The organism is Halomonas sp. MS1 (assembly GCF_024182575.1).
Taxonomy (GTDB): Bacteria; Pseudomonadota; Gammaproteobacteria; order Pseudomonadales; family Halomonadaceae; genus Vreelandella.
This window is the reverse complement of sequence record NZ_CP098926.1, coordinates 4,257,124-4,281,198: the sequence shown is the minus strand read 5'-3', so window position 1 is coordinate 4,281,198 and position 24,075 is coordinate 4,257,124. Positions and strand designations below refer to the sequence as shown.

Annotated in this window: 22 protein-coding genes; 16 read left to right on the top strand and 6 right to left on the bottom strand. The window is 52.7% G+C overall.

Annotated elements, in window-relative coordinates; genetic code table 11:
• Positions 1 to 33: 33 nt before the first annotated feature.
• The 4 genes from hflK (at position 34) to NF683_RS19815 (ending at position 4,869) form a co-directional block, all read left to right on the top strand.
• Entirely contained in the window at positions 34 to 1,296 is a 1,263-nt protein-coding gene (gene hflK / locus NF683_RS19830; protein WP_089037613.1) for an FtsH protease activity modulator HflK, read from the top strand.
• A complete protein-coding gene (hflC, locus tag NF683_RS19825; protein WP_089037614.1) occupies positions 1,297 to 2,181 on the top strand; it encodes a protease modulator HflC in 885 nt (294 codons plus the stop codon).
• 199 nt (positions 2,182 to 2,380) lie between these two features.
• Complete coding sequence (locus NF683_RS19820; protein WP_038485596.1) at positions 2,381 to 3,574, top strand: ATP phosphoribosyltransferase regulatory subunit; 1,194 nt, start codon at positions 2,381 to 2,383, stop codon at positions 3,572 to 3,574.
• Complete coding sequence (locus NF683_RS19815) at positions 3,574 to 4,869, top strand: adenylosuccinate synthase (RefSeq protein WP_089037615.1); 1,296 nt, start codon at positions 3,574 to 3,576, stop codon at positions 4,867 to 4,869. The genes NF683_RS19820 and NF683_RS19815 overlap by 1 nt, the downstream gene beginning before the upstream one ends.
• 131 nt (positions 4,870 to 5,000) lie before the next feature.
• Here the strand turns inward: NF683_RS19815 and cobO are convergent, their stop codons facing one another.
• Complete coding sequence (gene cobO / locus NF683_RS19810) at positions 5,001 to 5,600, bottom strand: cob(I)yrinic acid a,c-diamide adenosyltransferase (RefSeq protein WP_038485592.1); 600 nt, start codon at positions 5,598 to 5,600, stop codon at positions 5,001 to 5,003.
• A 223-nt stretch (positions 5,601 to 5,823) separates the two neighbouring features.
• Here cobO and NF683_RS19805 point away from each other — a divergent pair, with 223 nt between their 5' ends.
• The 4 genes from NF683_RS19805 (at position 5,824) to NF683_RS19790 (ending at position 10,820) form a co-directional block, all read left to right on the top strand.
• Complete coding sequence (locus NF683_RS19805; RefSeq protein ID WP_038485589.1) at positions 5,824 to 6,309, top strand: YajQ family cyclic di-GMP-binding protein; 486 nt, start codon at positions 5,824 to 5,826, stop codon at positions 6,307 to 6,309.
• 84 nt (positions 6,310 to 6,393) lie between these two features.
• Positions 6,394 to 9,024, top strand: a complete 2,631-nt coding sequence (gene pepN / locus NF683_RS19800; protein WP_089037616.1) for an aminopeptidase N — start codon at positions 6,394 to 6,396, stop codon at positions 9,022 to 9,024.
• Between the two features lie 39 nt (positions 9,025 to 9,063).
• Positions 9,064 to 10,023: a lipid kinase YegS gene (gene yegS, locus NF683_RS19795; RefSeq protein ID WP_089037617.1), complete on the top strand. Its 960-nt coding sequence runs from the start codon at positions 9,064 to 9,066 to the stop codon at positions 10,021 to 10,023.
• Positions 10,024 to 10,064: 41 nt separating this feature from the next.
• Positions 10,065 to 10,820 (top strand): hypothetical protein, encoded by a 756-nt coding sequence (locus tag NF683_RS19790; protein ID WP_089037618.1) that lies wholly within the window; start codon positions 10,065 to 10,067, stop codon positions 10,818 to 10,820.
• A 70-nt stretch (positions 10,821 to 10,890) separates the two neighbouring features.
• On the opposite strand, the gene NF683_RS19785 is transcribed toward NF683_RS19790, so the two are convergent.
• Positions 10,891 to 11,094 (bottom strand): cold-shock protein, encoded by a 204-nt coding sequence (locus tag NF683_RS19785; protein WP_009721950.1) that lies wholly within the window; start codon positions 11,092 to 11,094, stop codon positions 10,891 to 10,893.
• 135 nt (positions 11,095 to 11,229) lie between these two features.
• On the opposite strand from NF683_RS19785, the gene NF683_RS19780 reads away from it, so the two are divergent.
• Positions 11,230 to 11,886, top strand: a complete 657-nt coding sequence (locus NF683_RS19780; protein ID WP_089037619.1) for a LysE family translocator — start codon at positions 11,230 to 11,232, stop codon at positions 11,884 to 11,886.
• Positions 11,887 to 11,919: 33 nt separating this feature from the next.
• Here NF683_RS19780 and NF683_RS19775 read toward each other — a convergent pair whose 3' ends face one another.
• Entirely contained in the window at positions 11,920 to 13,872 is a 1,953-nt protein-coding gene (locus NF683_RS19775) for a transglycosylase SLT domain-containing protein (protein WP_089037620.1), read from the bottom strand.
• 127 nt (positions 13,873 to 13,999) lie between these two features.
• Between NF683_RS19775 and NF683_RS19770 the strand changes: the two genes are divergently transcribed.
• From NF683_RS19770 to sixA, 4 genes are all read left to right on the top strand, one after another.
• Positions 14,000 to 14,347, top strand: coding sequence for a YkvA family protein (locus NF683_RS19770; RefSeq protein WP_089037621.1), 348 nt, complete (start codon positions 14,000 to 14,002; stop codon positions 14,345 to 14,347).
• A 102-nt stretch (positions 14,348 to 14,449) separates the two neighbouring features.
• Positions 14,450 to 16,354 carry a molecular chaperone HtpG gene (gene htpG / locus NF683_RS19765; protein WP_089037622.1) on the top strand — a complete coding sequence of 635 codons (1,905 nt, stop codon included), beginning with the start codon at positions 14,450 to 14,452 and terminating at the stop codon, positions 16,352 to 16,354.
• A gap of 116 nt (positions 16,355 to 16,470) precedes the next feature.
• Positions 16,471 to 17,541 (top strand): NAD(P)H-dependent glycerol-3-phosphate dehydrogenase, encoded by a 1,071-nt coding sequence (locus tag NF683_RS19760; RefSeq protein WP_089037623.1) that lies wholly within the window; start codon positions 16,471 to 16,473, stop codon positions 17,539 to 17,541.
• The gene (gene sixA / locus NF683_RS19755; RefSeq protein ID WP_089037624.1) at positions 17,534 to 18,016 is read left to right on the top strand and encodes a phosphohistidine phosphatase SixA; all 483 of its coding nucleotides are present in this window, start codon (positions 17,534 to 17,536) and stop codon (positions 18,014 to 18,016) included. Before NF683_RS19760 ends, sixA begins: the two co-directional genes overlap by 8 nt.
• Before the next feature lie 70 nt (positions 18,017 to 18,086).
• On the opposite strand, the gene gatB is transcribed toward sixA, so the two are convergent.
• From gatB to gatC, 3 genes are all read right to left on the bottom strand, one after another.
• Complete coding sequence (gene gatB, locus NF683_RS19750; protein ID WP_089037625.1) at positions 18,087 to 19,541, bottom strand: Asp-tRNA(Asn)/Glu-tRNA(Gln) amidotransferase subunit GatB; 1,455 nt, start codon at positions 19,539 to 19,541, stop codon at positions 18,087 to 18,089.
• Positions 19,541 to 21,001, bottom strand: a complete 1,461-nt coding sequence (gene gatA / locus NF683_RS19745; RefSeq protein WP_089037626.1) for an Asp-tRNA(Asn)/Glu-tRNA(Gln) amidotransferase subunit GatA — start codon at positions 20,999 to 21,001, stop codon at positions 19,541 to 19,543. Before gatA ends, gatB begins: the two co-directional genes overlap by 1 nt.
• Before the next feature lie 68 nt (positions 21,002 to 21,069).
• Positions 21,070 to 21,357 (bottom strand): Asp-tRNA(Asn)/Glu-tRNA(Gln) amidotransferase subunit GatC, encoded by a 288-nt coding sequence (gene gatC, locus NF683_RS19740; protein ID WP_083005849.1) that lies wholly within the window; start codon positions 21,355 to 21,357, stop codon positions 21,070 to 21,072.
• Positions 21,358 to 21,586: 229 nt separating this feature from the next.
• Between gatC and NF683_RS19735 the strand changes: the two genes are divergently transcribed.
• Genes NF683_RS19735 through mreD form a run of 3 tightly spaced genes read left to right on the top strand, consistent with a single transcriptional unit; the run spans position 21,587 to position 24,074 of the window.
• Positions 21,587 to 22,624, top strand: a complete 1,038-nt coding sequence (locus tag NF683_RS19735) for a rod shape-determining protein (RefSeq protein ID WP_009721960.1) — start codon at positions 21,587 to 21,589, stop codon at positions 22,622 to 22,624.
• Between the two features lie 23 nt (positions 22,625 to 22,647).
• Positions 22,648 to 23,586 (top strand): rod shape-determining protein MreC, encoded by a 939-nt coding sequence (gene mreC / locus NF683_RS19730; protein ID WP_089037627.1) that lies wholly within the window; start codon positions 22,648 to 22,650, stop codon positions 23,584 to 23,586.
• Positions 23,586 to 24,074, top strand: a complete 489-nt coding sequence (gene mreD / locus NF683_RS19725) for a rod shape-determining protein MreD (protein WP_038485544.1) — start codon at positions 23,586 to 23,588, stop codon at positions 24,072 to 24,074. Before mreC ends, mreD begins: the two co-directional genes overlap by 1 nt.
• Position 24,075: the final 1 nt, after the last annotated feature.

Below are 24,075 nucleotides of genomic sequence, written 5' to 3'. Positions count from 1 at the left end.
AAGTGCAGGTGAACACCTGAGTGGAGAAGAAGTATGGCCTGGAATGAGCCTGGTGGTGGCAACCAGCACGACCCCTGGAGCAGTGGTGGCCGGCGTGGTAATAACGGCGGTGATCGTGGTGGAAGTAATGGTGGAGGTGATAATGGTGGCAACAATCAAGGTCCGCCCGACCTCGATGAAGCACTAAAGAAATTCCAAGATAAATTAAACGGAATGCTGGGTGGCGGTGGCAAAAAACGTAATGGTGGTAACGGGAGTGGTAAAAGCGGTGGTGGTAAGCCGCGTAACTCTCTAGCGCTACCTGGTTTGCTGGTCGTTGTCGCTTTAGCTATCTGGGCCGCATCCGGTTTTTATCTGGTCGACCAGTCTGAGCGCGGCGTCGTGCTACGTTTTGGTGAGTATCAGGGCATCGTAGACCCAGGCCTGCAGTGGAACCCGCCGCTAATTGACGATGTTCGTATGGTGAACGTGACCCGTGTTCGGTCAGTTTCCCAAACACAGTCTATGTTGACGCGTGATGAAAACATCGTTGAAGTGGAAATCTCTGCTCAGTATCAAGTGGCCAATCCACGTGACTTCGTATTGAACGTACGCGATCCAGCACTTTCTATCGAGAATGCCTTGGACTCCGCCTTGCGTCACGTTGTGGGTGGTACTGACATGATCGACATTTTAACCTCTGGTCGTGAAATTTTAGGTAGCTCTGTGGCAAGCCGTCTGCAATCTTATTTGGATGCTTACGGCGCTGGTATTCGTCTCCAGACAATTAACATTGAGTCAACCTCTGCGCCTGCACCCGTTATCGATGCTTTCGATGATGTTATTCGCGCACGTGAAGATCGTCAGCGTACGATCAACGAAGGGATGGCCTACGCTAATGCGATTATCCCGGCGGCTCAAGGCCAAGCGCAGCGTGTCGTTGAGCAAGGTCAAGGTTATAGAGAGTCGGTTGTGGCTGAAGCGCAAGGTCAGGCTAACCGCTTTAACGCATTGTTGACCGAGTACCGCAACGCACCTGACATTATGCGTGAACGTATGTACCTGGATGCGATTGAAGACGTCTTTGGTAATACTCCCAAAGTACTGCTGGATGTCAGTGAAAATGCGCCTTTGATGTATTTGCCATTAGATCAAATGCGTGGCGGTAGCGCTGCTGGCAGTAATGCTTCTTCCAGTAACAGTGGTGATGGTAGTAGTGAGTCGATTGATCCGCGGGTGCTTGATTCGTTGCGGGGAAGCCAGAGTAGCTCGTCATCCTCGTCATCAAGTAACCCCATTCGCAGGGAGGGCCGCTAAATGATTAATAATCGATCCCTGCTAATCGTAGGTGGCTTGGCCGCTGTGGCTTGGCTAGCTAGTAATAGCTTGTATGTAGTGGATGAAACCGAGCGTGCCGTTAAGCTGCGTTTTGGTGAAGTCATCGAAGAGAATATTCAGCCAGGACTGCATGTCAAAATACCGATCGCGCAAACGATTCGTAAATTCGATACGCGTCTGCTGACTCTTGATACTGATACCAGCCGTTATCTGACCCTTGAGCAGAAAGCGGTTATTGTCGACTCTTATGTCAAGTGGCAGGTGATAAACCCCACGCGTTACTACGAGGCGACTGCAGGCGATGAAATGATGGCGATTCGCCTGATTCAGCCGCGCGTAGATGAAAGCTTACGTAACGAGTTTGGCCGCTTGAATCTTCAGGAAATTATCGCCGAACGCCGCGATGATCTGATGACAGGGCCTACCGCTGAGCTAGATGAGCTGATGCGTGATGAGCTTGGTGTGGCGATACGTGACATTCGTATCAAGCGTATCGACTTGCCAGAAGATGTCTCGGCTGCGGTATTTGAGCGGATGCGTTCTGAGCGTGAGCGTGAAGCGCGTGAATGGCGTGCACAAGGTCAGGAAGAGGCTGAGCGTATTCGCGCTAACGCTGATCGTCGGCGTCAGGTGCTGCTCGCCCAGGCCAATGAGCGTTCTGAAACGCTGCGTGGTGAAGGCGATGCAGAAGCAGCGGCAATTTTCTCCCAGGCTTATGGCCAGGATCAGGAATTCTTCGCTTTCTGGCGCAGTTTGAACGCTTATCGTGAAAGCTTCGCAGGTGATAACAACCTGCTGGTGCTGGAGCCGGATAGTGATTTCTTCCGCTATTTGCGTAGTGCGGTTCCTAGTAACGGAGAGTAGTTATATGTGTGCCCAGCCCCGCAAGGTTATGCAGTCCTAGCGGGGTTCATCTGGCGCACAAACGTGATAGACTTAATTAACCGGGCGTCGCCCGGTTTTTTTGTGGCCCTCATTTCACTAGCGCTTGTCCATGAACGCCTAAAACGCGTCATGATGTAGCTGCTTGTTTGGGCCTTCATTGTCTCGCAGGATTGTTCACATGACCATCGCTGACCGCTGGCTATTGCCCGACGGCATGGATGAGGTGCTGCCGCCTCAGGCAAGCCGCATGGAAGAGCTGCGCCGTGCGCTGCTTGATCTCTACCATTGCTGGGGCTACGACCAAGTAATGCCGCCGCCGGTGGAGTTTTTGGACTCCTTGCTTACGGGTACCGGTACCGATCTAGATCTTCAGACGTTTAAATTAACTGACCAACTAACGGGTCGCATGATGGGTGCATCTGCCGATGTAACTCCTCAGGTGGCGCGTATGGATGCCCACTCCCTGAAGCGGCAAGGGCCAGTTAGATTGTGCTACTGCACGAATGTGCTGCGCGCTAAAGCCGACCAGCACCAGGGTGGGAGAAGCCCTGTGCAGGTAGGGGTCGAGCTGTTTGGTCACGCAGGTTTAGAAGCTGACAGTGAAATTATTCATTTGGCACTGGCCAGCTTAAAAGCAGCGGGCGCTGATGAAATTCACCTGGCGCTGGGCCATATTGGCATTTATCGTAGCTTTGTCGAGGCAGCTGCGCTTAGCGATGAGCAGGAGCGGGCGCTATTTGAAGCACTGGCGCTGAAATCGCCGGGCCAGTTAGCTGAGCTCGTTCACCGCAGTGTCAGCGACCCAGCCTTGGCAGATATGCTGATAGCGCTTGGTGAGCTTCATGGTGATGCAAGTGTGTTAGGGCAAGCACGAGATCGTTTTGCCGGTGCCCCCGCGCCGGTGAGGGCGGCACTTGACCAGTTGGAAGCACTTTATAAAGGTGTATTGGCGCGCTTTGATGTTTCGCTCTATTTTGATTTGGCGGAGCTGCGTGGTTATCAGTACCACACTGGTATGATGTTTGCTGCCTATGTGCCTGGTTATGGCCATGCATTGGCCAAAGGTGGGCGTTATGATGACACTGGCCGTGCTTTTGGACGTGCGCGTCCGGCGACCGGTTTTTCTATGGATTTAAAACAATTGGCATCCCTGGCGCTGGCTTCACCCAGCCAGGGTGCTGTTTGGGCGCCTGCCCAAGAAGAAGAGTCGCTTAACGCTGCCATTGCTGCGCTGCGTGAGCAGGGTGAACGCGTGATTCAAGCGCTGCCTGGGCAGCGTACTGGGCCGGCGGAGCACAGTTGTGACCGCCGTCTTGAGTTTATTGACGGTCGTTGGCAGACAATGACCCTGACACAAGAGACGAGTGCATAATGGGTAAGAATGTCGTAGTCCTGGGTACCCAATGGGGTGATGAAGGCAAAGGCAAGATTGTTGACCTGCTCACCGAATCAGCCTCAGCAGTGGTGCGCTTTCAAGGCGGTCATAACGCAGGCCATACCTTGGTGATTGACGGTGAGAAAACGGTTCTTCACCTGATTCCCTCTGGTGTGCTGCGTCCAGGTAAAACCTGTGTGATCGGTAATGGCGTCGTATTGTCGCCTGAAGCGCTGATCAAAGAGATCCGTGAGCTTGAAGAGAAGGGCGTGCCGGTACGTGAGCGCTTGCGCCTGTCACCAGCTTGTCCTTTGATCCTGCCTTACCATGTGCGTTTGGACCAAGCACGTGAAAAAGCACGCGGCATTGCTAAGATCGGCACCACTGGTCGTGGAATCGGGCCAGCTTACGAGGATAAAGTTGCCCGTCGTGGTCTGCGTTTAGGCGATATGCTTCACCGTGAGCGTTTTGCCTCGAAGCTTGGCGAGGTGTTGGACTACCACAACTTTGTGTTGGTGAACTATCACGGCGAGCCAGCGGTGGACTTCCAGGAAGTACTGGATAGCGCTATGCAGATGGCCGAAGAGCTACGGCCTATGGTTACAGACACCGTTAGTATGGTGCATGATCTGCGTAAAGCCGGTGAGAACATCCTATTTGAAGGTGCTCAAGGCTCGCTGTTGGATATTGATCACGGTACCTATCCCTACGTCACCAGCTCTAATACCACCGCTGGCGGAACGGCTACCGGTTCAGGTGTTGGCCCGCTTTATCTGGACTACGTACTGGGTATCACCAAAGCCTATACCACCCGCGTTGGCTCTGGCCCATTCCCGACCGAGCTTTTTGACGACCATGGCCGCCATCTAGCCGAGCGTGGGCATGAGTTTGGAGCAACCACGGGTCGCGCGCGCCGTTGTGGCTGGTTTGACGCCGTAGCATTGCGTCATGCGGTGCAGATCAACTCAGTCTCTGGTATCTGCTTAACCAAGCTTGATGTTTTGGATGGCCTGGAAAATATTCGTGTGTGCGTGGGCTATCGTAGTAAAGATGGCGATGTGCTGGATAATCCGGTTGATTCCGAAGGCTACGAAGCTGTTGAGCCGCTGTACCATGATCTACCAGGCTGGAAAGAATCTACCCTGGGCGCCAAGAAGGTTGAGGATCTGCCTGCCAATGCACGTGCTTACATCAGCTTCTTAGAAGAGCAGGTAGGTACCAGCATTGATATTATCTCAACTGGCCCTGACCGTATGGAAACGATTGTCCTGCGTAACCCGTTTGAAGGCTAAGCGAGCACTCATGCATAAATCATTTGTGTGTTTGTAAGCTGCTGAGATAATTGAGCAGTTGAAAAAATTGAGTAGTTGAAAAAGGGGGCGAGTAAATCGCCCCTTTTTGCTTTTTAGCATCCGTATTGAAACTAAAAGTCGATGCCGCGACGGGCTTGCAGGCCATTGTTAAACGCGTGGCGTACCTCTTGCATCTCTGTCACTGTATCCGCCATTGCCACTAAATCCCGATGAGCATTGCGTCCGGTAATAATCACCGTTTGCTCTTGCGGTCGATTGATCAGTGCTTGCTTAACCGTATCAATATCTAGATAACCGAACTTCAACATGTAAGTGATCTCATCCAGGACAACCAGATAAGTTGCTGGGTCTGCGAGCATTTTTTCAGCTTCTTGCCATACTGCTTGGCAAGCTTGGGTATCTGACTCGCGATTCTGGGTATCCCAAGTAAAGCCCGTGGCCATGATGGCAACACTGAGATTTGCGTCTTCCTCCAGCCGATTGCGTTCACCGCACTCCCATAATCCCTTAATAAATTGCACGACACCAACTTTATAGCCATAGCCAAGCGAGCGAGTGACGGTACCCCAGGCGGCAGTCGTCTTACCTTTGCCATTGCCCGTATTTATCAGCAACAGCCCACGCTGCTCGGTAGCGTTGGCCACTTTCTCGTCAACGCGGGCTTTCAGTTTTTCCATCGACGCTTTGTGACGTGCATCGCGATCGCTCATGGTCGGTGTCCATCGGTAAGTGATTAAGTAAATGATGGCTAGGTTAATTCATCCAGCGCCAATTTAATATTGCTGTGGTTAAGTCTTGTATAGTTAATGGAGGATTCTGTTCAAGTTTTGGGGGTGCCGAAGTTAGCGCTGCAAGACACATTATGTAAGAAATTGGCCGGGTGGGGGCTAGCTGCTCTAGAATAGTGGGTCATGTCTTACTAGGAATGATGCCATGCCCTCATTTGATATTGTGTCAGAGTTTGATCAGCACGAAGCGTCTAACGCTATCGACCAGGCAAATCGTGAAGTGCAGTCGCGCTTTGATTTTAAAGGTGTTGACGCCAGCTTTTCACTTGAAGGAGAGAAAGTTCAGCTTGAGGCTGAGGTTGATTTCCAACTAAAGCAAATGCTCGATGTGTTGCGCAATCGACTGATCGCGCGGGGGATTGATGCCCGTTGTATGGATATTCAAGACCCGGTGTTGTCTGGCGTGAAAGCCCGTCAGGAGGTCGTTCTAAAGCAGGGGCTTGATCAGGCTGAAGCAAAAGATGTGGTTAAGCGTATCAAAGCCAGCAAGCTAAAAGTACAGGCTCAGATTCAGGGTGAAAAAGTGCGCGTTACGGGTAAAAAACGCGACGATCTTCAGAGCGTGATGGCGCTTTTACGTGGCGAAGAGGGGCCTGAACTACCGTTACAGTTCGATAACTTCCGTGATTAATTAACTCGATCGACAGTCATACGATGGTGCAGCGTTAGGCGCTGCACCATCAAATAATTTATAAGCTTACAGGAGTCACGCACTATGTCTGATCCGCAGCCGGTTTATTTAAGCGACTATCAGCCGCCCGCCTACCTAGTTACCCATACCGAGCTGACGTTTGATCTTGACCCTGCAGCAACCCGCGTGAAAGCACGCCTGCAAATAGAGCGTCATCCAAGCGCTGATTCACAAGCGCCGTTAGTGCTTAACGGTGAACATCTGACGCTGATATCACTCGCTATCGATGGCAGCCCTTTGTCTGATGCTGCGTATCAGTTAACGGATGAGGCGCTGCACATAGCGGATGTGCCAGAGACCTTTATGCTGGAGAGTGAGGTGGAGCTAGCTCCCAGCAGTAATACTGCGTTGGAAGGGCTGTACCAATCTAACGGCATGTATTGCACCCAGTGTGAGGCAGAAGGCTTTCGGCGAATTACTTATTACCCCGATCGTCCTGATGTAATGGCCACTTTTAAGGTAACAGTGATTGGTAACGCCACCAGTGAGCCAGTGCTACTCGCCAATGGTAACCCTATTGATCAAGGTGCGTTGGAAAATGGCCGTCACTTCGCAACCTGGGAAGACCCGCACCCGAAACCCTGCTATCTGTTCGCTTTAGTCGCCGGTAATTTGCATAAGGTGGAAGATTCTTTTGAGACTATGAGCGGTCGCAACGTGACGCTGCAGTTATGGGTCGAGCAAGAAAACCTAGATAAAACCGAACATGCGATGGCCTCCCTTAAGCGTGCCATGGCATGGGACGAACAGACCTATGGCCGTGAATACGACCTTGATCTGTTTATGATTGTGGCAGTGAATGACTTCAATATGGGAGCAATGGAAAACAAAGGGCTTAATATATTTAACTCCGCTGCGGTATTAACTCATCCCAATACCGCGACGGACGCAGCCTTCCAAAATGTGGAAGGGATTGTTGCCCATGAATATTTTCACAACTGGTCAGGCAATCGCGTGACTTGTCGTGATTGGTTCCAACTCTCTTTAAAAGAAGGCTTTACCGTATTTCGTGACCAGTGCTTTTCCGCCGACACCAACTCGGCTCCCGTTAAGCGCATTCAAGACGTGTCGTTTTTCCGCACTGCTCAGTTCGCCGAAGATGCAGGGCCGACGGCGCATCCGATCCGGCCAGACCACTTTATTGAAATCACCAACTTTTACACCCTGACGATTTACGAAAAGGGCGCAGAGGTTGTGCGCATGCTGCGTAATTTACTGGGTTGGGAAGACTTCCGTCGCGGCTCAGATCTTTATTTTGAACGTTTTGATGGGCAGGCAGTGACCATCGAAGACTTTGTGGGCTGCATGGCCGAGGTGTCTGATGTAGACCTTGGTCAATTCATGCGTTGGTACTCCCAGGCAGGTACGCCTGAAATAGATGCGCACGGTGAATACGACTATGTCCATGGGGAGTATCATCTCACTCTGCGCCAACGTACCCCCGCGACTCCAGGACAATCAGACAAACTGCCGTTACACATTCCCGTACGTATGGGGCTAGTGGGCACCAAGTCGGGGCAGGACCTGACATTAACACTGTCGGGTGAAAAGCTAGGTAACGACGCGGTTATTCATCTCACCGAAGATGAGCAGAGGTTTGTCTTTACTGATGTTGCTGAAGCGCCAGTTCCTTCACTGCTGCGCGATTTTTCTGCACCCGTGAAGCTGCACTTTCCCTATTCGCGTGAAGACCTTGCGTTTTTGCTGACGCATGACAGCGATGGCTTTAACCGTTGGGATGCCGGCCAGCGGCTTGCGATGCTGGCGTTAGATGATCTAATCGCTGCACACCGTAATGGTGTTGAAAAGGTCATGGATAGCCGTGTTGTGGAAGCCTTTAGAACGCTGCTTACCGGCGCTATGAGCGATAAAGCGGTGCTGGCAGAAATGCTGACGCTACCCTCTGAAGCCTATATTGCCGAGCAGCAGCCGATTGTAGATGTGGACGCAATACACGCCGCTCGCGAATTCGTGCGTCAGTCGTTAGCCGTTGCGCTGCGTGATGAATTTGTCGCCGTGTATAAAGCGAACCAACGCGATGAACCCTACGCGCCAACGCCTGAACAGATTGCCCAGCGTAGCCTCAAAAACGTCGCCTTAACGTATTTAATGGCGATTGAGGACGAAGAGGGCATTGCGTTTTGCGAAACGCAGTTTGCTGCGGAACATAACATGACCGATGTTCGTCATGCGCTGACCTTGTTGGTTCATAGTGACCGTGATGATATCGCGTCTCCAGCACTGAAGACCTTTGGCGAAAAATGGGCACATGACCCGTTGGTGATGGATCAGTGGTTCACCATACAGGTGTCACGCCCACAGCCAGATGTTCTTGAGCGTGTGCAATATCTAATGCAGCACCCAGCATTTTCAATTAAGAATCCTAATAAAGTGCGTGCTTTGATCGGAGCATTTGCCCAAAATCGGGTTAATTTCCACCGTTTAGATGGTAAAGGATACGCGCTGTTAGCCGATGCGGTTATTGAGCTGAATCGCCTGAATCCCGAAATAGCTGCACGGCTGGTGACACCGTTAACCCGTTGGCAGCGTTTCGACGAAGAGCGTCAACAGTTAATGCGCGACGAGCTTGTGCGTATTAAGCAGGAGCCTTTATCGTCAAACGTATTCGAAGTTGTTGAGAAAGCGCTGGCATAAGGTAAGCCAGCGAACTAACCATGGAGAGGGAATGCGCCGGTGACAGATGCACAGCAGCACTATTTACTGATTATTAACGGTAAGTCTGCCGGTAACCCGGCGCTGCGCGAAGCTGTTGAAGAGCAGCGCAAGGCAGGGATGTCAATCATCGTACGTTCGACCTGGGAAGGCGGCGATGCCGCTGAGTTCGCTGCCCAATCGGTCGAGCTGGGCGCCACGCGGGTCATTGCCTGCGGTGGCGATGGTACCGTCAATGAAGTGGTTAACGGGCTCATGCGGATTGCTCATGATCTGCGACCAGCGCTAGGTATTGTACCGTTAGGCAGTGCCAACGATTTTGCTACTTCCCTCGGTTTGCCGCTGGAGCCAGGGCCAGCGCTTGAGGCTGCAAGGCACTTGTCTCCAGCGCCAATTGATGTGATCAGAATGACCGCTCAGTCAGGCGCAGAAGAAGCGGTTAGTTATTACGTCAACATGACAACTGGCGGATTTGGCGCCGAAATTACCTCATCAACCCCCAAAACGCTAAAGCGCATGTTAGGTGGTGGCGCATATTCCCTGATGGGCGCTTTAAAAGCATGGCGGCATCGCAGCTATTGCGGCACGTTGCATTGGGGGGATCAACAGCAAGAAGTATCGCTATTACTGCTCGCACTGGGCAATGGTCGCCAATCTGGCGGCGGGCAAGTATTGGCGCCAAGAGCTAAGCTCGACGATGGCCGTTTCGATGTGCTACTGGTCAAGGACTTTTCATCAGCGGCAGAGTTGCCGAGGTTGCTGAATGAGCTGCAGCAGTTTCCAGCCGAAGGGCGCTTTGTGCGCTATTTTACCGCCAGCCAGCTGTCGGTGACGACTCAGCCAGATGACGAGCCTTGGCCGTTAACCTTAGATGGAGAGGCGCGTCGCTATGAGCGATTTTGCGTCGAAGTCGTGCCACTTGCCTTGAAAGTGCTGCTGCCGGAAGGGTGCTCACTATTGACGGCTAATGATCGCCACTAAGTGTTTTTTATTACTTGAATCACTATTAAGGAGAAAGCCCAATGGTAAATCGCTTTTGGATGCCACTACTGGCCAGTCTCGCGCTGCTGCTAAGCGCCTGCGGCGATGCTCAGGAAGATGCCACGCCAGAAAACGAAGAGAGCACCTCTAGCAGTGACGTTGATGCTCAACAGGCACCTATTGCTGCAGATGGCAGCGAAGAGACGGATGAAGCCGCTAGTGCGGATGATATCGAAGAGGACATTGAAGCGCGTCAAGCGGCAGAGGAGCTAGAGGAAGCAGAGGCGCTGAAAGATGACAGTAGTGATGCATCGGAAGCCTCAACCTCGCCCAATAACGAAGAGGTGCAGGCAGATGAAGACACGCTTGCAGCGGACCCCGAAGATGCTCTCGATGAAGCCAGTGCTATGCCTGGCGAAACCACTCGTTCAGATGTCGATGACGTTATTGCTGAGACCGAGCGCCGCTTTGAAGAAGCCCAGCGTCGCTTAGATGAGCAATTTCAAGAAGTCGAGCAGCAGTCACCGACCTTGGAGCCGATGGATGGTGACGCTCCAACCCCAAGTTGGGAAGCGGAGTCCAGCTTACCCAGTACATCAGACTTAGATGATCATTTGGAAGCCACCGACGTAGATGCGCTGATTGAAGACACTGAGCGACGTTTTGAAGAAGCGCAAAAGCGTTTAGAAGAGCAGTTTGAGGCCCTCGAGAGTGAGCAACCGATCAGTGAAAGTATGGACAGTGAAAGTATGGAGAGTGTTGGTGAGGAGCAAGACACTGAGCGTGCTCAGGAGTAATGTGCTTACATAATCAGGGAATATGAATAAGGCCCGCTGCATGAGCGGGCCTTGTTTTATTCCTCTGGTGTTAGACCGGACGAATGTTAGAAGCCTGAAGGCCTTTTTTACCCTGTGTTACCTCAAAGCTGACTTTTTGACCGTCTTGCAGGGTCTTGAAACCTTCAGCTTGAATTTCGGAGAAGTGGGCAAATAGATCGTCACCGCCATCATCAGGAGAGATGAAGCCGTAACCTTTGGTCTCGTTGAACCACTTGACAGTGCCAGTCGCCATCGTCCATATCCTTAACATGCTTAATGATTGGGCATGCATCCATTGTGAATGCCTGCCAAAATTAATGTAGAAGCAAATAATTCAGACGTCCAGTTGCGGACCTAAGATTTTTTAACTTTTGGTGGGCTTCCTCTTATGACGCAAATCGGCTTTATCGATGCTCAGTTTGTCTCGTTCCTTGTGGCGATAACGCTGCTATCAATAAGCCCTGGGGTTGATACGCTGCTCGTCATTCGCAACACTGCTCGTGGTGGTGTTCGAGATGGTGTTGCAACAAGTATTGCTATTTGCTGCGGGTTGTTTGTCCACGCGACTGTTTCAGCGCTGGGTATTTCGCTGATACTGCTGCAGTCGGCCTGGGCATTTAATATGCTAAAACTGGTGGGGGCTGCCTACTTGATTTGGCTAGGTATCTCCAGTCTGCTGGCGGCGCGTCGTGGTACTCCCTTGCCTGTTGGGGGCGTAGTGATAAGCGGCTCTCCAGTGACATTTTGGCAACCCATCAAAGAAGGGTTGCTGTCCAATGTCTTGAACCCCAAAACTGTGGTGTTCTATATGGCATTTTTACCCCAATTTATTTCGCCTTCTGATCCCGCGCTGCTGAAATCATTATGGCTTGCCGGGGTTCATTTCGTGATTGCCAATATCTGGCAAATTAGCGTGGTGCTAATGGTGGGCGGGGCAAGTAAATGGTTGGCCAGCGCTCGTTTTGCACAAACGCTCAATGCCGCTACCGGTGTGGTGCTGGTGGTATTTGGCGTTCGTTTAGCGTTAGAACAGCGCCCGGTATAACCGGGCGCTGTATCGGTGGGGGGTATGTCGAGGTTATCGGCTTACAAGCAGCGCGCGGTCATAGCGAACGGCCTGCTCACTCTCACTAAGCAGTGAGACACCCTCGCTGTTGCCGCCGTTTGCCAGACTTTCGAAAATAACCCGATAGCTCAACACGGCCTGCACATAATCTCGGGTTTCCCGGAAAGGAATGCTTTCTACAAATAGGTCAAATGATTCCATGCTGTTGTTGCCTAGCCATTGATCTACTCGGCCTGGTCCTGCGTTATAAGCGGCGGTGGCGGCCAACCGATTGCCTTGATAGCGTTCCAGCTTGTCACGTAAGTAGGTGCTACCTAAGCGAATATTAAGCTCAGGTTCTAAAACGCCGTAAGGACCTGGATCATTTAGCCCCAGTTGACGACTAACTTGGCTAGCAGTCCCTGGCATTAACTGCATTAACCCACGGGCACCGGCAGGTGAAAGGGCGACTGGGTTGTAAGCACTTTCACGACGGGTAATGGCCATCAGTAAATAAGGGTCGACGCCGGTTATACGGCCCCAATGCAGGAAGCTATCACGATAGGCCGCAGGGAAACGCCAATCCAGCGCGTCCCACATTTCAGCTGCAATCGTGGTTTGCACTAAGCGAGCATGCCACTGCTGGTGAGCGGCGTAATCGGCGAGCGCCCGCGCCTGATAGGGTGTGCCATTCTGTACGGCATACAGCCACTCGCTGTTGGCTAGCCCATCTTCGCCTATACGTAGGAGTGCTTCGGTGCGCTGAACCACCGGCAGGCGTGCCGTTTGTGCCCTAGTGGCTTCGTCAAAATGGTTGCGTTCTAAGTTGAGCTGGTAGGGTTGGTTGAGTTTTTCGGCAGCAGCAAAGCCATAGAAACTTCGGTCGGTTGCTGCTTGTTGGTAACGCGCTAACGCTGCGTCACGATTACCCAGTTGCTCATTGGCCCTGGCTAGCCAGTACTGCCAGCGGCTACTTTCCTGCTGACTGCTAGGCATTTCAGTGATCCAGTGGACGACGTCGGTCCACTGTCTTTTGGCCAGAGCGTCGCGAACGCGCAACTCTAATACGCGTTCGCTGTTCAGCGAGGGTAGGACGCTGTCGACCCAGGAAAGGGTGCCAGGAACGTTGCGTACAAGTGCATAAAACGCAAGTTCTTCTTCGATCGCTTGGCGGTCAGTATGGGCTAAGTTGAGGCGTGGCCCAATGGCTTGCCACGTTGAGAAGGCTGCTGGGGTGTTTTCACGCGTGTAGCGCTGCATGGCGGCTTTATAAAACGCCGCCGTGGCAGCGCATTCAGGGCCAAGACAGGTAGGCGCTGAGGCAAGCGCGCCTGATGAGTTTTTGACCGTTTCAGCGGTATTCAGTGCTGTTTGCCACTGACTGCTCAACAACCCGCCTAAATAGCTGCTTAAGCGCTCTTCGCCCGCCTGCCAGGCGAGCATTTTACGCTCCCAAATTGCCGTGGCATCAATGGTGCCATCCGCGCGAAGGCGATTGAACAGCGGGTCGCAGGCATCTGGCTGGGAGCTACCCACGAGCCACAGCTCAAGCCCCGCTTCGCGAGCTTCAGCAGGTGCTCTATCCAAGAGAGCTGTGTAGTAGTAACACTGACGAGCAGTGCCTGTTGGTACGCCGTCAGCAACGGCAAGCAGGTCGCCAAATCGGCCCGCATAGCCATACTTTGCGATCGCTTGGCCACGCATCCATTCTGATAGCGGTGAATCAGCATGGCGCTCGATAAACTGCAGCACTTGACTGGGGGCTGCATTAGGCAATTGGCTACGTAGGCGATGGTAGTCAACATAGCCGCTAAGGATATGCCCCTCTATCGCGCGGTCATTGATCTGTTGCCACTGCTGTTGACGTGCAGCTTCAAGTGCCTCACGCATCGCTGAGTCAGATGTTGCCCAGGAGGCAGTTGGTAAACCGATGAGCATTGCCGCAAATAGGCTGCGAAATGTTAATCGAAATGGCGAAGCTTGCATGGCACTCCCTCTTGCTCGCTAATGGTGTCTAGCCGCTATAGTGCTAGAACTGTATTGCTGGGTCGATGATGAACTAAATGTGCCAACAATGTTCTGATAATTACGAAACCTGGAGGATTCAATAACGATGGCACGAATGTCTACGTGGTGGTTGTTTCGACGGCTCAAAACACGTGTATGGGCAGTGAAACGCATTGGCCGAGCTCTAAAGCTGTTTTTGCCTATGACGCGTGACGTGCTGCGAGGCAGTTTTCGCCCTATTCCCTGGTCGGCCTTTGGGCTGATGGCGCTAGCACTTGCTTATCTTGTCATGCCTTTTGATCTTATTCCCGACTTTCTCGTAATGATTGGCGTTGTTGATGATGTTTTGATCGTAGGTTGGTTACTTAATCGTGTCGATACCCACCTGTCAGAATATCGTAATTGGAAATATGCAGAGGAAGCGCCAGCCGCTTCTTCTCACTCACCTTCTTGAAATCCCGCCGCTTATCCCCATATTGAGTTCACAACCTTTTTCGCTCCTGCCTTACGTTAGGCAGGAGCACCAAGCACAACGTGATTAATGAGGGCTAAGCGCATGACGACGGCAACCCAGGAAGAAACTCTTGGCTTTCAAACGGAAGTTAAGCAACTCCTAAATTTAATGATTCACTCCCTGTACTCTAACCGGGAGATATTTTTACGCGAGCTGATCTCTAACTCAGCTGATGCCTGTGACAAGCTGCGTTATGCCGCACTTGATAACGATGCGCTTTATGAAGGTGACAGCGAGCTGCGCATTGAAATTGAGCATGACCGCGAGGCTAACACCATCACGCTACGTGATAATGGCATTGGCATGAATCGCGATGATGTCATTGCGAATCTGGGTACTATCGCACGCTCAGGTACCGCAGAGTTCCTTAAGCAGCTCTCTGGCGAGCAGCAGAAAGACGCTAAGCTGATTGGCCAGTTCGGGGTAGGTTTCTACTCTGGATTTATCGTTGCTGATGAAGTGACGGTACGCACCCGCAAAGCGGGCACTGACGCCTCAGCAGGGGTCGAGTGGCGCTCAAAGGGTGAGGGTGAATTCACCGTTGCTGATATTGAGTGTGAACGTCACGGCACTGAAATTACGCTGCATCTTAAAGACGATGCTAAAGAGTTTGCCGACGACTATCGCCTGCAAGGGCTAGTGCGCAAATACTCCGATCATATTGAAGTGCCCGTGCGCATGCCTAAAACCGAAACGGCGAAGGACGACGAAGGCAACGATATTGAAGGCAGTGAAATCACCACGTGGGAAACGGTGAACGAAGCGACTGCATTATGGGCGCGTCCGAAAAGCGATGTCACTGAGGACGAGTACAAGGCATTTTACAAGCACGTTGCCCACGATTTTAGCGACCCGCTGACCTGGAGCCACAATAAGGTCGAGGGTAAGCTGGAGTACACCAGCCTGCTGTATGTGCCGGGTCGTGCACCGTTTGACATGTTCGATCGTGATGGCGCGCGAGGCGTTAAACTGTATGTTCAGCGTGTGTTCATTATGGACGACGCGGAGCAGTTCTTGCCCCTGTATCTGCGCTTTATCAAGGGCGTATTAGATACTCGCGATCTCTCTCTGAACGTTTCTCGTGAGCTGCTCCAGCAAGACCCCAAGGTCGATAAGATCAAGGGTGCGTTGACCAAGCGTGCGTTGGATATGCTCAAGAAGTTGGCGAAAGACAATGAGCAGTACCAGACCTTCTGGAATACATTTGGCAGCGTGCTAAAAGAGGGGCCAGGTGAAGACGCCGCCAACCGCGAAAAGATTGCTGGCCTGCTCCGTTTTGCTTCAACGCATACCGATACTGCCGCCCAGGAGCAGTCACTGGTCGACTACGTTGAGCGTATGAAAGAGGGGCAGAAGAAGATTTACTACGTGGTCGCCGACAGCTTTAATGCGGCGAAAAACAGCCCGCACTTAGAGATCTTCCGTAAGAAAGGTATCGAGGTGCTGCTGCTATCGGACCGTATTGACGAGTGGCTAATGAGTCATCTCACTGAGTTTGATGGTAAATCGTTTGCCGATGTGGCTAAAGGTGAGTTGGACCTTGGCGATGTGGAAGACGAGGAAGAGAAGAAAGCTCAGGAAGAAACAGCTAAAGCTAAAGAAGACTTGGTTAAGCGCGTCAAGGAAGCGCTAAACGAGGGTGTTCAAGAGGTGAAAATCACCCACCGCTTAACCGATTCGCCCGCCTGTGTCGTGCTCCCTGAGCATGAAATGGGCTATCAGATGCGTCGGATTATGGAAGCCGCTGGCCAGCCATTGCCCGAGGTGAAGCCGATTCTGGAACTAAACCCCAACCATGCTCTGGTGGCGCGTCTGGAAAATGCTGACGGCGACCTGTTTGGCCAGTTGGCGCATATTTTGCTGGATCAGGCGATCATCGCTGAAGGTGGTCATCTTGATGACCCCGCTGCCTATGTTAAGCGGCTTAATAACGTCTTGACGGCTTGATGAGTCAGTAGTTGATTGACGCGGCCCGCTTGGATATCCAAGCGGGCCGCTTGTTTTAATAGAGATGATGATAAAGTAAGCGCTAAACGCACGAGACCAATGATCAGGATATCGTCATGGCTGATGAGCAGCAGATGAATGTCGCAGTGCTGGGGGGCGGAAGTTTTGGTACCGCTCTGGCGAGTATTGCAGCAGATAATGGCGCAAAGGTGCGCCAGTGGATGCGCGATGAAGCTTTGGTGACGCAAATAAATCACGAGCATCGCAATGGGCGCTATCTACCACATTATGTAATTAATCCCGCCGTCATCGCGTCTACGGATCTTCAATCGGTGCTAGAAGACGCTGAGTTAGTGCTGATTGCTATCCCTTCCAAAGCGTTTCGCAGTGTTGTTCAGGCTGCCAAACCCTGGTTAACCCCGGAGCAAATTCTGGTCAGCACCACCAAAGGTATTGAGCAAGATAGCTTTTTGCTAATGAGCCAAGTGCTTGAGCAGGAAACTGGCTTTCCCCACGTTGGCGTTATCGCAGGGCCTAATTTAGCGTCCGAAATCGCTGATAAGCAGTTGACCGCCACTGTCATTGCCAGCGCCGATGCGCTTACCAGAACGCGGGTGCAGCAGGCGTTAGGCTGTCGTTATTTTCGCGTCTATGCCAGTAATGATCGCCATGGCGTTGAGCTGGGTGGGGCGCTTAAAAATATCTACGCCATTGCCGCAGGTATGGCGGCAGCGCTGGGAATGGGGGAGAACACTCGCAGTATGCTGATGACGCGAGCACTTGCAGAAATGAGCCGCTTTGCAGTTGCGCAGGGTGCCAACCCGATGACGTTTTTAGGCTTGGCTGGCGTCGGTGATTTAATCGTTACCTGCTCTTCAAATCTATCCCGTAACTATCGGGTTGGCTACGCCATGGGGGAAGGGCGAGGTCTTGATGAGGCGGTATCGGCATTAGGTCAAGTCGCTGAAGGGGTAAATACCGTCAAGCTTGTCTGTGCTAAAGCGCGTGAAATGGGTGTTTATATGCCGCTGGCTGAGGGCTTGAATCGCGTGCTGTTTGAAGGTGTTCCGGCTCAGGAGATGGCACGCACTCTAATGATGGGCGAGCAAAGCAGTGATGTGGAATTTATTCTGCCGCGTGAGGCTGTTCAGCAAGCCCACCGTGAAAATGGAGGCAGGAATGCCTAGTGTGCTAGTTATGCGCCATGGTGAGGCTGCCTCGGGGTTTCCCGATCAATCGCGCCGATTAACGCCTCGTGGTGAGCTTGAAGCCGAAAAAATGGCTCGCTGGTTGGCCATGCGTATTGAGCAGGGTGAACTATCTTACCCCACGATTTATGCCAGCCCTTTTGTGCGAGCTCAGCAGACAGCTCAGCGGATCTGTGATGCTTTGGGTGTGCAACTTAATACATTGGCGTTTATTACCCCGGAGGATTCACCGAGTGATGTCAGTGAATGGCTGCTAAATCAATCTGCAGATGCCCCGATGATGCTCGTCAGCCATATGCCGCTGGTGGGTGAGTTGACGGGCCTGTTAGTAGAAGGCGTGCCGAGCCAGGGGATTGGCTTTCCTACCGCCGCCATTGCAGAGCTGGAGGCTGACGTGTGGGCCGCCGGTTGCGCGCAGCTAAAACGCTTTACCCAGCCAAGCCAGTTGTTATAACGCTTATAGACACAAAAAAAGCGGCTGCCGAGGCAGCCGCTATGACATTGCTGTCACTCGTCGGTTGACGTTACAGCAGTGCGTCCAGCTTCTCTTTTAACAAGCCATTAACTTGCTGCGGATTCGCCGTACCGCGAGATGCCTTCATGACTTGGCCAACGAAGTAACCAATCATCTTGCCGCGTTTCTCTGGCTCAGAATCACGATATTGAGCAACCTGAGCCGGGCTCTCTGCGATAACCTGGTCAATCATCGCTTCGATCGCGCCAGTATCCGTTACTTGCTTCAAGCCTTTTGCGTCAATGACGGCGTCGGCGCTCTCGCCTTGGCCATTCCACAGTGCTTGGAAGACTTGCTTAGCGGCTTTGCCGTTAATGGTGTCATCCAGTACGCGGCTAATCAGCTCGCCGAGCTGTTTTGCGGAAACCGGGCTGTTTTGAATGCTTAGGTTCTCACGGTTAAGTGCACCCGAAAGCTCCCCCTGTACCCAGTTGGCGGCCTGTTTAGCATCGCCGCACACTTGCTGTACTTCTTCGAAAAACTCGGCCATTTCTCGGCTAGCAGACAGTACGTGGGCATCATAGGCCGATAAGCCTAGCTCATTCTGGAAGCGCGCCCGCTTGTCGGCAGGAAGCTCTGGCAACTGGCTGCGAAGGTGATCAAGGTAAGCTTGATCTAACACCACGGGTAACAGATCCGGGCAGGGGAAGTAGCGATAGTCGTTAGCTTCCTCTTTGGTACGCATGCTGCGGGTTTCATCGCGCTCAGGATCAAACAGGCGGGTTTCCTGTACGACCTTGCCGCCGTCTTCGATCAGCTCAATCTGGCGCTCGACCTCATAAGCAATCGCGCGCTCAACAAAGCGGAACGAGTTGACGTTTTTGATTTCCGCGCGGGTGCCGAAGGCTTCTTGGCCTTTAGGGCGCACTGAAACGTTAACGTCGCAGCGCATTGAGCCTTCCGCCATATTGCCGTCGGAAATGCCCAAATAGGTCACAATAGAGTGAATCGCTTTGAGATACGCGGCGGCCTCTTTTGCACTGCGCATATCCGGTTCAGAGACGATTTCCAGTAGCGGTGTGCCCGCCCGGTTAAGGTCGATGCCCGTCATGCCGTGGAAGTCTTCGTGCAGCGACTTGCCAGCGTCTTCTTCAAGATGGGCGTGATGAATGCGAATACGCTTGGTCGATTCGTCATCTAGGGTGATTTCAACATCACCTGCGCCGACGATCGGATGATACATCTGGCTGGTTTGATAACCCTTGGGCAAATCGGGATAGAAGTAGTTTTTACGGTCGAACACCGATATTTCAGGAATATCGGCATGTACCGCAAGCCCAAATTGAACGGCCATGGCCACGGCCTGCTCGTTCAGCACAGGCAGAACGCCGGGTAAGCCAAGGTCAACAGCACAGGCTTGAGTGTTCGGTTCTGCACCAAAAGCGGTGGAGGCGCCGGAGAAAATTTTCGAACGAGTTGCGAGCTGAACGTGTACTTCCAGCCCAATCACGGTTTCCCATTGCATTAGGCGTTCTCCTCGGCAAAAGCAGGGCGTTGTAAGTGCCAATCAGTGGCTTGCTGGAACTGGTGAGCCACGTTTAGCAGCTGTGCTTCTGCAAAGTGGGTACCCAGGATCTGCAGACCTACCGGACGGCCATTGGAAAAGCCTGCGGGAACGCTGATGCCAGGAATGCCGGCTAGGTTAACGGCGATGGTGTAAATGTCCTGTAGATACATGGACACCGGATCTTTCTTAGCGCCAAGATCAAACGCGGGCGTTGGCGATGCGGGGCCCATCAGCACGTCTACGTCTTCAAAGGCGTCCAGGAAGTCCTGTCGAATCAAACGACGCACTTTCTGCGCTTTGGTGTAGTAGGCGTCAAAAAAGCCTTCAGAAAGCGTGTGTGTGCCAATTAGGATGCGCCGTTTTACTTCATCACCGAAGCCTTCCGCGCGCGACCGCGTGTAGAGATCAATAAGATCAGCCGGTGCATCGCAGCGGTGCCCGAAACGCACGCCATCATAGCGGGAGAGATTCGAGGACGCCTCGGCAGGGGCGATAACGTAATAAGCCGGAATCGCATAGTGGGTATGCGGCAGGCTCACTTCGCGTACGGTCGCTCCTAATGATTCATATACTTTCACTGCCTCGCGGACCGCTTTTTCGACGTCAGAGTCTAAACCATCGCCAAAGTACTCCTTTGGCAGGCCGATTTTGAGGCCAGAAAGCGGTGCGTTGAGCGTTTCTGTGTAGTCGGGCACGCCGCGGGCAACGCTGGTGGAATCACGTACATCATGGCCAGCAATAACATTGAGCAGGTGCGCGCAGTCTTCAGCACTTTTCGCCATAGGGCCAGCCTGATCGAGGCTAGACGCATAGGCAATAATGCCATAGCGAGAAACGCGGCCATACGTAGGCTTCAAGCCAGTAATGCCGCAAAATGCCGCGGGTTGGCGAATAGAGCCGCCGGTATCTGTGCCCATCGCAGCAGGGACAAGGCCTGCTGCTACTGCGGCGGCACTGCCACCTGAGCTGCCACCGGGAACCGCAGTAAGGTCCCAGGGATTTTTTACGGCGCCAAAATAGCTATTTTCGTTGGAAGAGCCCATAGCGAACTCGTCCATGTTGGTTTTACCCAGGCTAATGGTGCCAGCAGCGTTGAGTTTCTCTACCACGGTGGCATTGTAAGGCGCGATAAAATTATCGAGCATTTTTGAACCGCAGCTGGTTTTCACCCCTTGCGTACAAAAGATATCTTTCAGTGCGAAGGGAATGCCTGTTAGCTTGCCAGCCTTGCCTGCAGCACGCGCATTGTCGGCAGTTTCTGCCTGATTAAGTGCTTGCTCGGCGGTGACAGTAATAAAGCTATTGAGCGTGCCATCAGCTTGCTCGATACGCTGTAAAAAGTGTGAAGTCAGCTCTCGGCTGGAAAGCTCACCGCTTTTCAGGGCGGCGGCAAGCTGCGTTACGGTTTTATCATGCATGACCCGGAAGCTCCGTTCGGGGGCGAATAGAAAGAGCAGAAAATAGCGGCCTGTGCGTGGTAATCTGGCTACTCCACCACGCGGGGTACGAGATACAGGCCATTTTCTACTGCCGGAGCACAGCGCTGGAAAGCGTCGCGCTGGTTAGTTTCCGTGACTTCGTCGGCTCGCAGCCGCTGTGTGGCATCCAGCGGGTGCGCAAGCGGCGCAACGCCGTCGGTGTCCAGGCTTTGTAGCTGGTCGACCATGTCCAGGATGCGGCTTAGATCGTCGACAAAACCACTGGCTTGGTCATCGCTAACGGCGAGTCGGGCCAAGTGTGCGGCCCGGCGCACATGAGATTCTTCAAGCGCCATGATCGAATTTTCCTCGCAAACGTGATGGAACATATTCCGCGTTCAGCGGTATACATACGGTCATCTTAAATTCGTCTTGTGTAGCAGACGTAGAAAATAGCCGCAAAAGGTACCACATATTGGCCCTAACGGGCAGTATTAGGCACGACTCGTGCTTGCTGCCAAGGGGTAGCGGTGATACCGTTTGCATCCGCACAGGGTTCCCGGTCTGCACTAGGTAACAACATCCATGTTCAAACGTTTGAGGGGGCTGTTTTCCAGCGATCTGTCGATCGACTTGGGTACGGCCAACACACTGATTTATGTACGCGGTCGTGGCATCGTTCTCGATGAACCGTCCGTAGTCGCTATCCGCCAGTCTGGCAACATGCGCAGCGTGGCATCGGTTGGCACCGACGCCAAACGTATGCTCGGTCGCACGCCAGGCAATATTACCGCCATCCGCCCGATGAAAGATGGTGTTATTGCCGACTTCACCGTGACAGAGCAGATGCTTCAGCACTTTATTCGTAAAGTGCATCAAAGCACCTTCTTAACGCCCAGTCCTCGCGTTTTGGTGTGCGTTCCCTGCATGTCAACGCAGGTTGAACGGCGCGCTATTCGCGAGTCGGCGGAAGGTGCTGGTGCTCGTGAAGTGTTTTTAATCGAAGAGCCGATGGCCGCCGCAATTGGTGCCGGGCTTCCGGTTGAAGAAGCGCAGGGCTCAATGGTGGTTGATATCGGTGGTGGTACTACCGAGATTGCCATTATTTCGCTCAACGGCGTGGTTTATTCAGAATCTATTCGTGTCGGTGGTGACCGCTTTGACGAGGCCATCACTGCGTATGTGCGTCGTCACTACGGCAGCCTGATTGGTGAAGCCACCGCCGAGCGCATTAAAGAAGAGATCGGTTGTGCCTATCCGGGCGGCGAACTGCGCGAAATTGATGTGCGTGGACGTAACCTGGCAGAAGGCATACCGCGTAGTTTCACACTGAACTCCCATGAGATTCTCGAAGCGCTTCAAGAAACCTTGGGTTCTATTGTGGCGGCGGTCAAGAGTGCCCTTGAGCAATCACCACCGGAACTGGCTTCTGATATCGCTGAGCGTGGCTTGGTGCTGACAGGAGGTGGCGCACTGTTGCGTGATCTCGATAAATTGATCGCCGAAGAGACAGGCTTGCCGGTGATTGTGGCTGAAGATCCGCTCACCTGTGTGGCCCGCGGTGGCGGCAAGGCACTGGAAATGATTGATCAGCATACCTTCGAGTTGCTGTCGAGCGACTGATCGTAGCGGTTTATCGCGGGGGATTGCCTATTAAACCGCTATTTTCGCACGCGTCATTGCCAGGGTATCGGCTATTCTTCTGTGTGCTATTGGCAAGCATTTTAATGTTTGCCGATCAGCGATTTACCCGCATGGAAGATGTGCGCGCCCAAATGACGATGATTGTTGCCCCCATTCAGTGGGTCGTTAGCGTGCCTAGCGATCTGCTTAACTGGGGGGCACTTGCGCTTTCTGACCAGCAAGCGCTCGTCGATGAGAATCGTCGTCTGCGTGAGCAAATTTTGACGCTTTCACATCGTGGTCAGCGGTTGGCGAATCTGACCGCGGAGAATGCCGAATTACGTGATCTTCTGAAGGCAGCTCAGCGTAGAGATATTCCTTACATAACCGCTGAGCTGCTGTCGCTAGATAATGATCCTTTTAGTCATCAGATGGTGGTTGACCGAGGGCATCGAAATGGTGCCTATGTTGGTCAGCCGGTGATTGATGCTTTTGGCTTAGTGGGGCAAGTGACCGCTGTGTCGGCGTACTCAAGTCGCGTTCTGTTGCTGGCTGATGCGAGCCATGCATTGCCCGTTCAGGTGAATCGCAATGGCTTGCGATTCATTGTGCAGGGAGCTGGTCGTTACGGCAGCGTGAAAGTTTTGCATGTGCCTGATACCGCCGACATTCGCGAAGGTGATCTGCTGACCACGTCAGGGTTGGCAGGGCGCTTCCCGCCAGGCCATCCCGTTGCTAGGGTCACCGACGTTTACCACGACCCAGGTCAGCCTTTCGCTCAAGTGACCGCAGAGCCCTCTGCTCAGTTGCAGCGTTCACGTCACTTCCTATTGTTGTTCCCGCCGCCCCGTGAAGAGATAGAGGATACTATTTGGGGAGAGGGTATGGATATTTCAGCCGCTGCACTGCACGCTGCCCAGCGTATTGGTTTGCAGCAGGATGCTGCACGAGAGGTGCAGTAATGGCTAAGACGCCGGTCGTATCGCTTATCTTTGTCTGGTTTACGCTTGTCCTTGCATTGTGCTTGCAAGTGATGCCTTTAGCAGAAGGGTGGCAAGTCTACCGTCCTGAATGGATAGGGCTAATGCTGATTTACTGGTGCATGCGAACGCCGGATAGAGTGGGTGTTTTTCATGGCTTTGTTATCGGCATTCTGATGGATTTGATCGAAGGTACCGCGTTAGGTCAGCATGCTCTGATCTTGTCGCTGTTGGCCTTCTTATGCGCCCTGGTTTACCCCCGCTTTCGCGCTTACTCTTTAGTACAGCAGTCTGTTCTCGTACTGGTCTTATTAGGCTTGGTGCAGTTGATTGAGCAGTGGTTACGCACGCTGACGGGGGATTTTTCAATCCATTTGTCTTTTTTGATTCCATCACTGATCAGTGCTGTTCTGTGGCCCTGGTGGTCTACCATGCTTAAAGCGCTCGAACAGCGTTTAGCTAGCGTTTGAT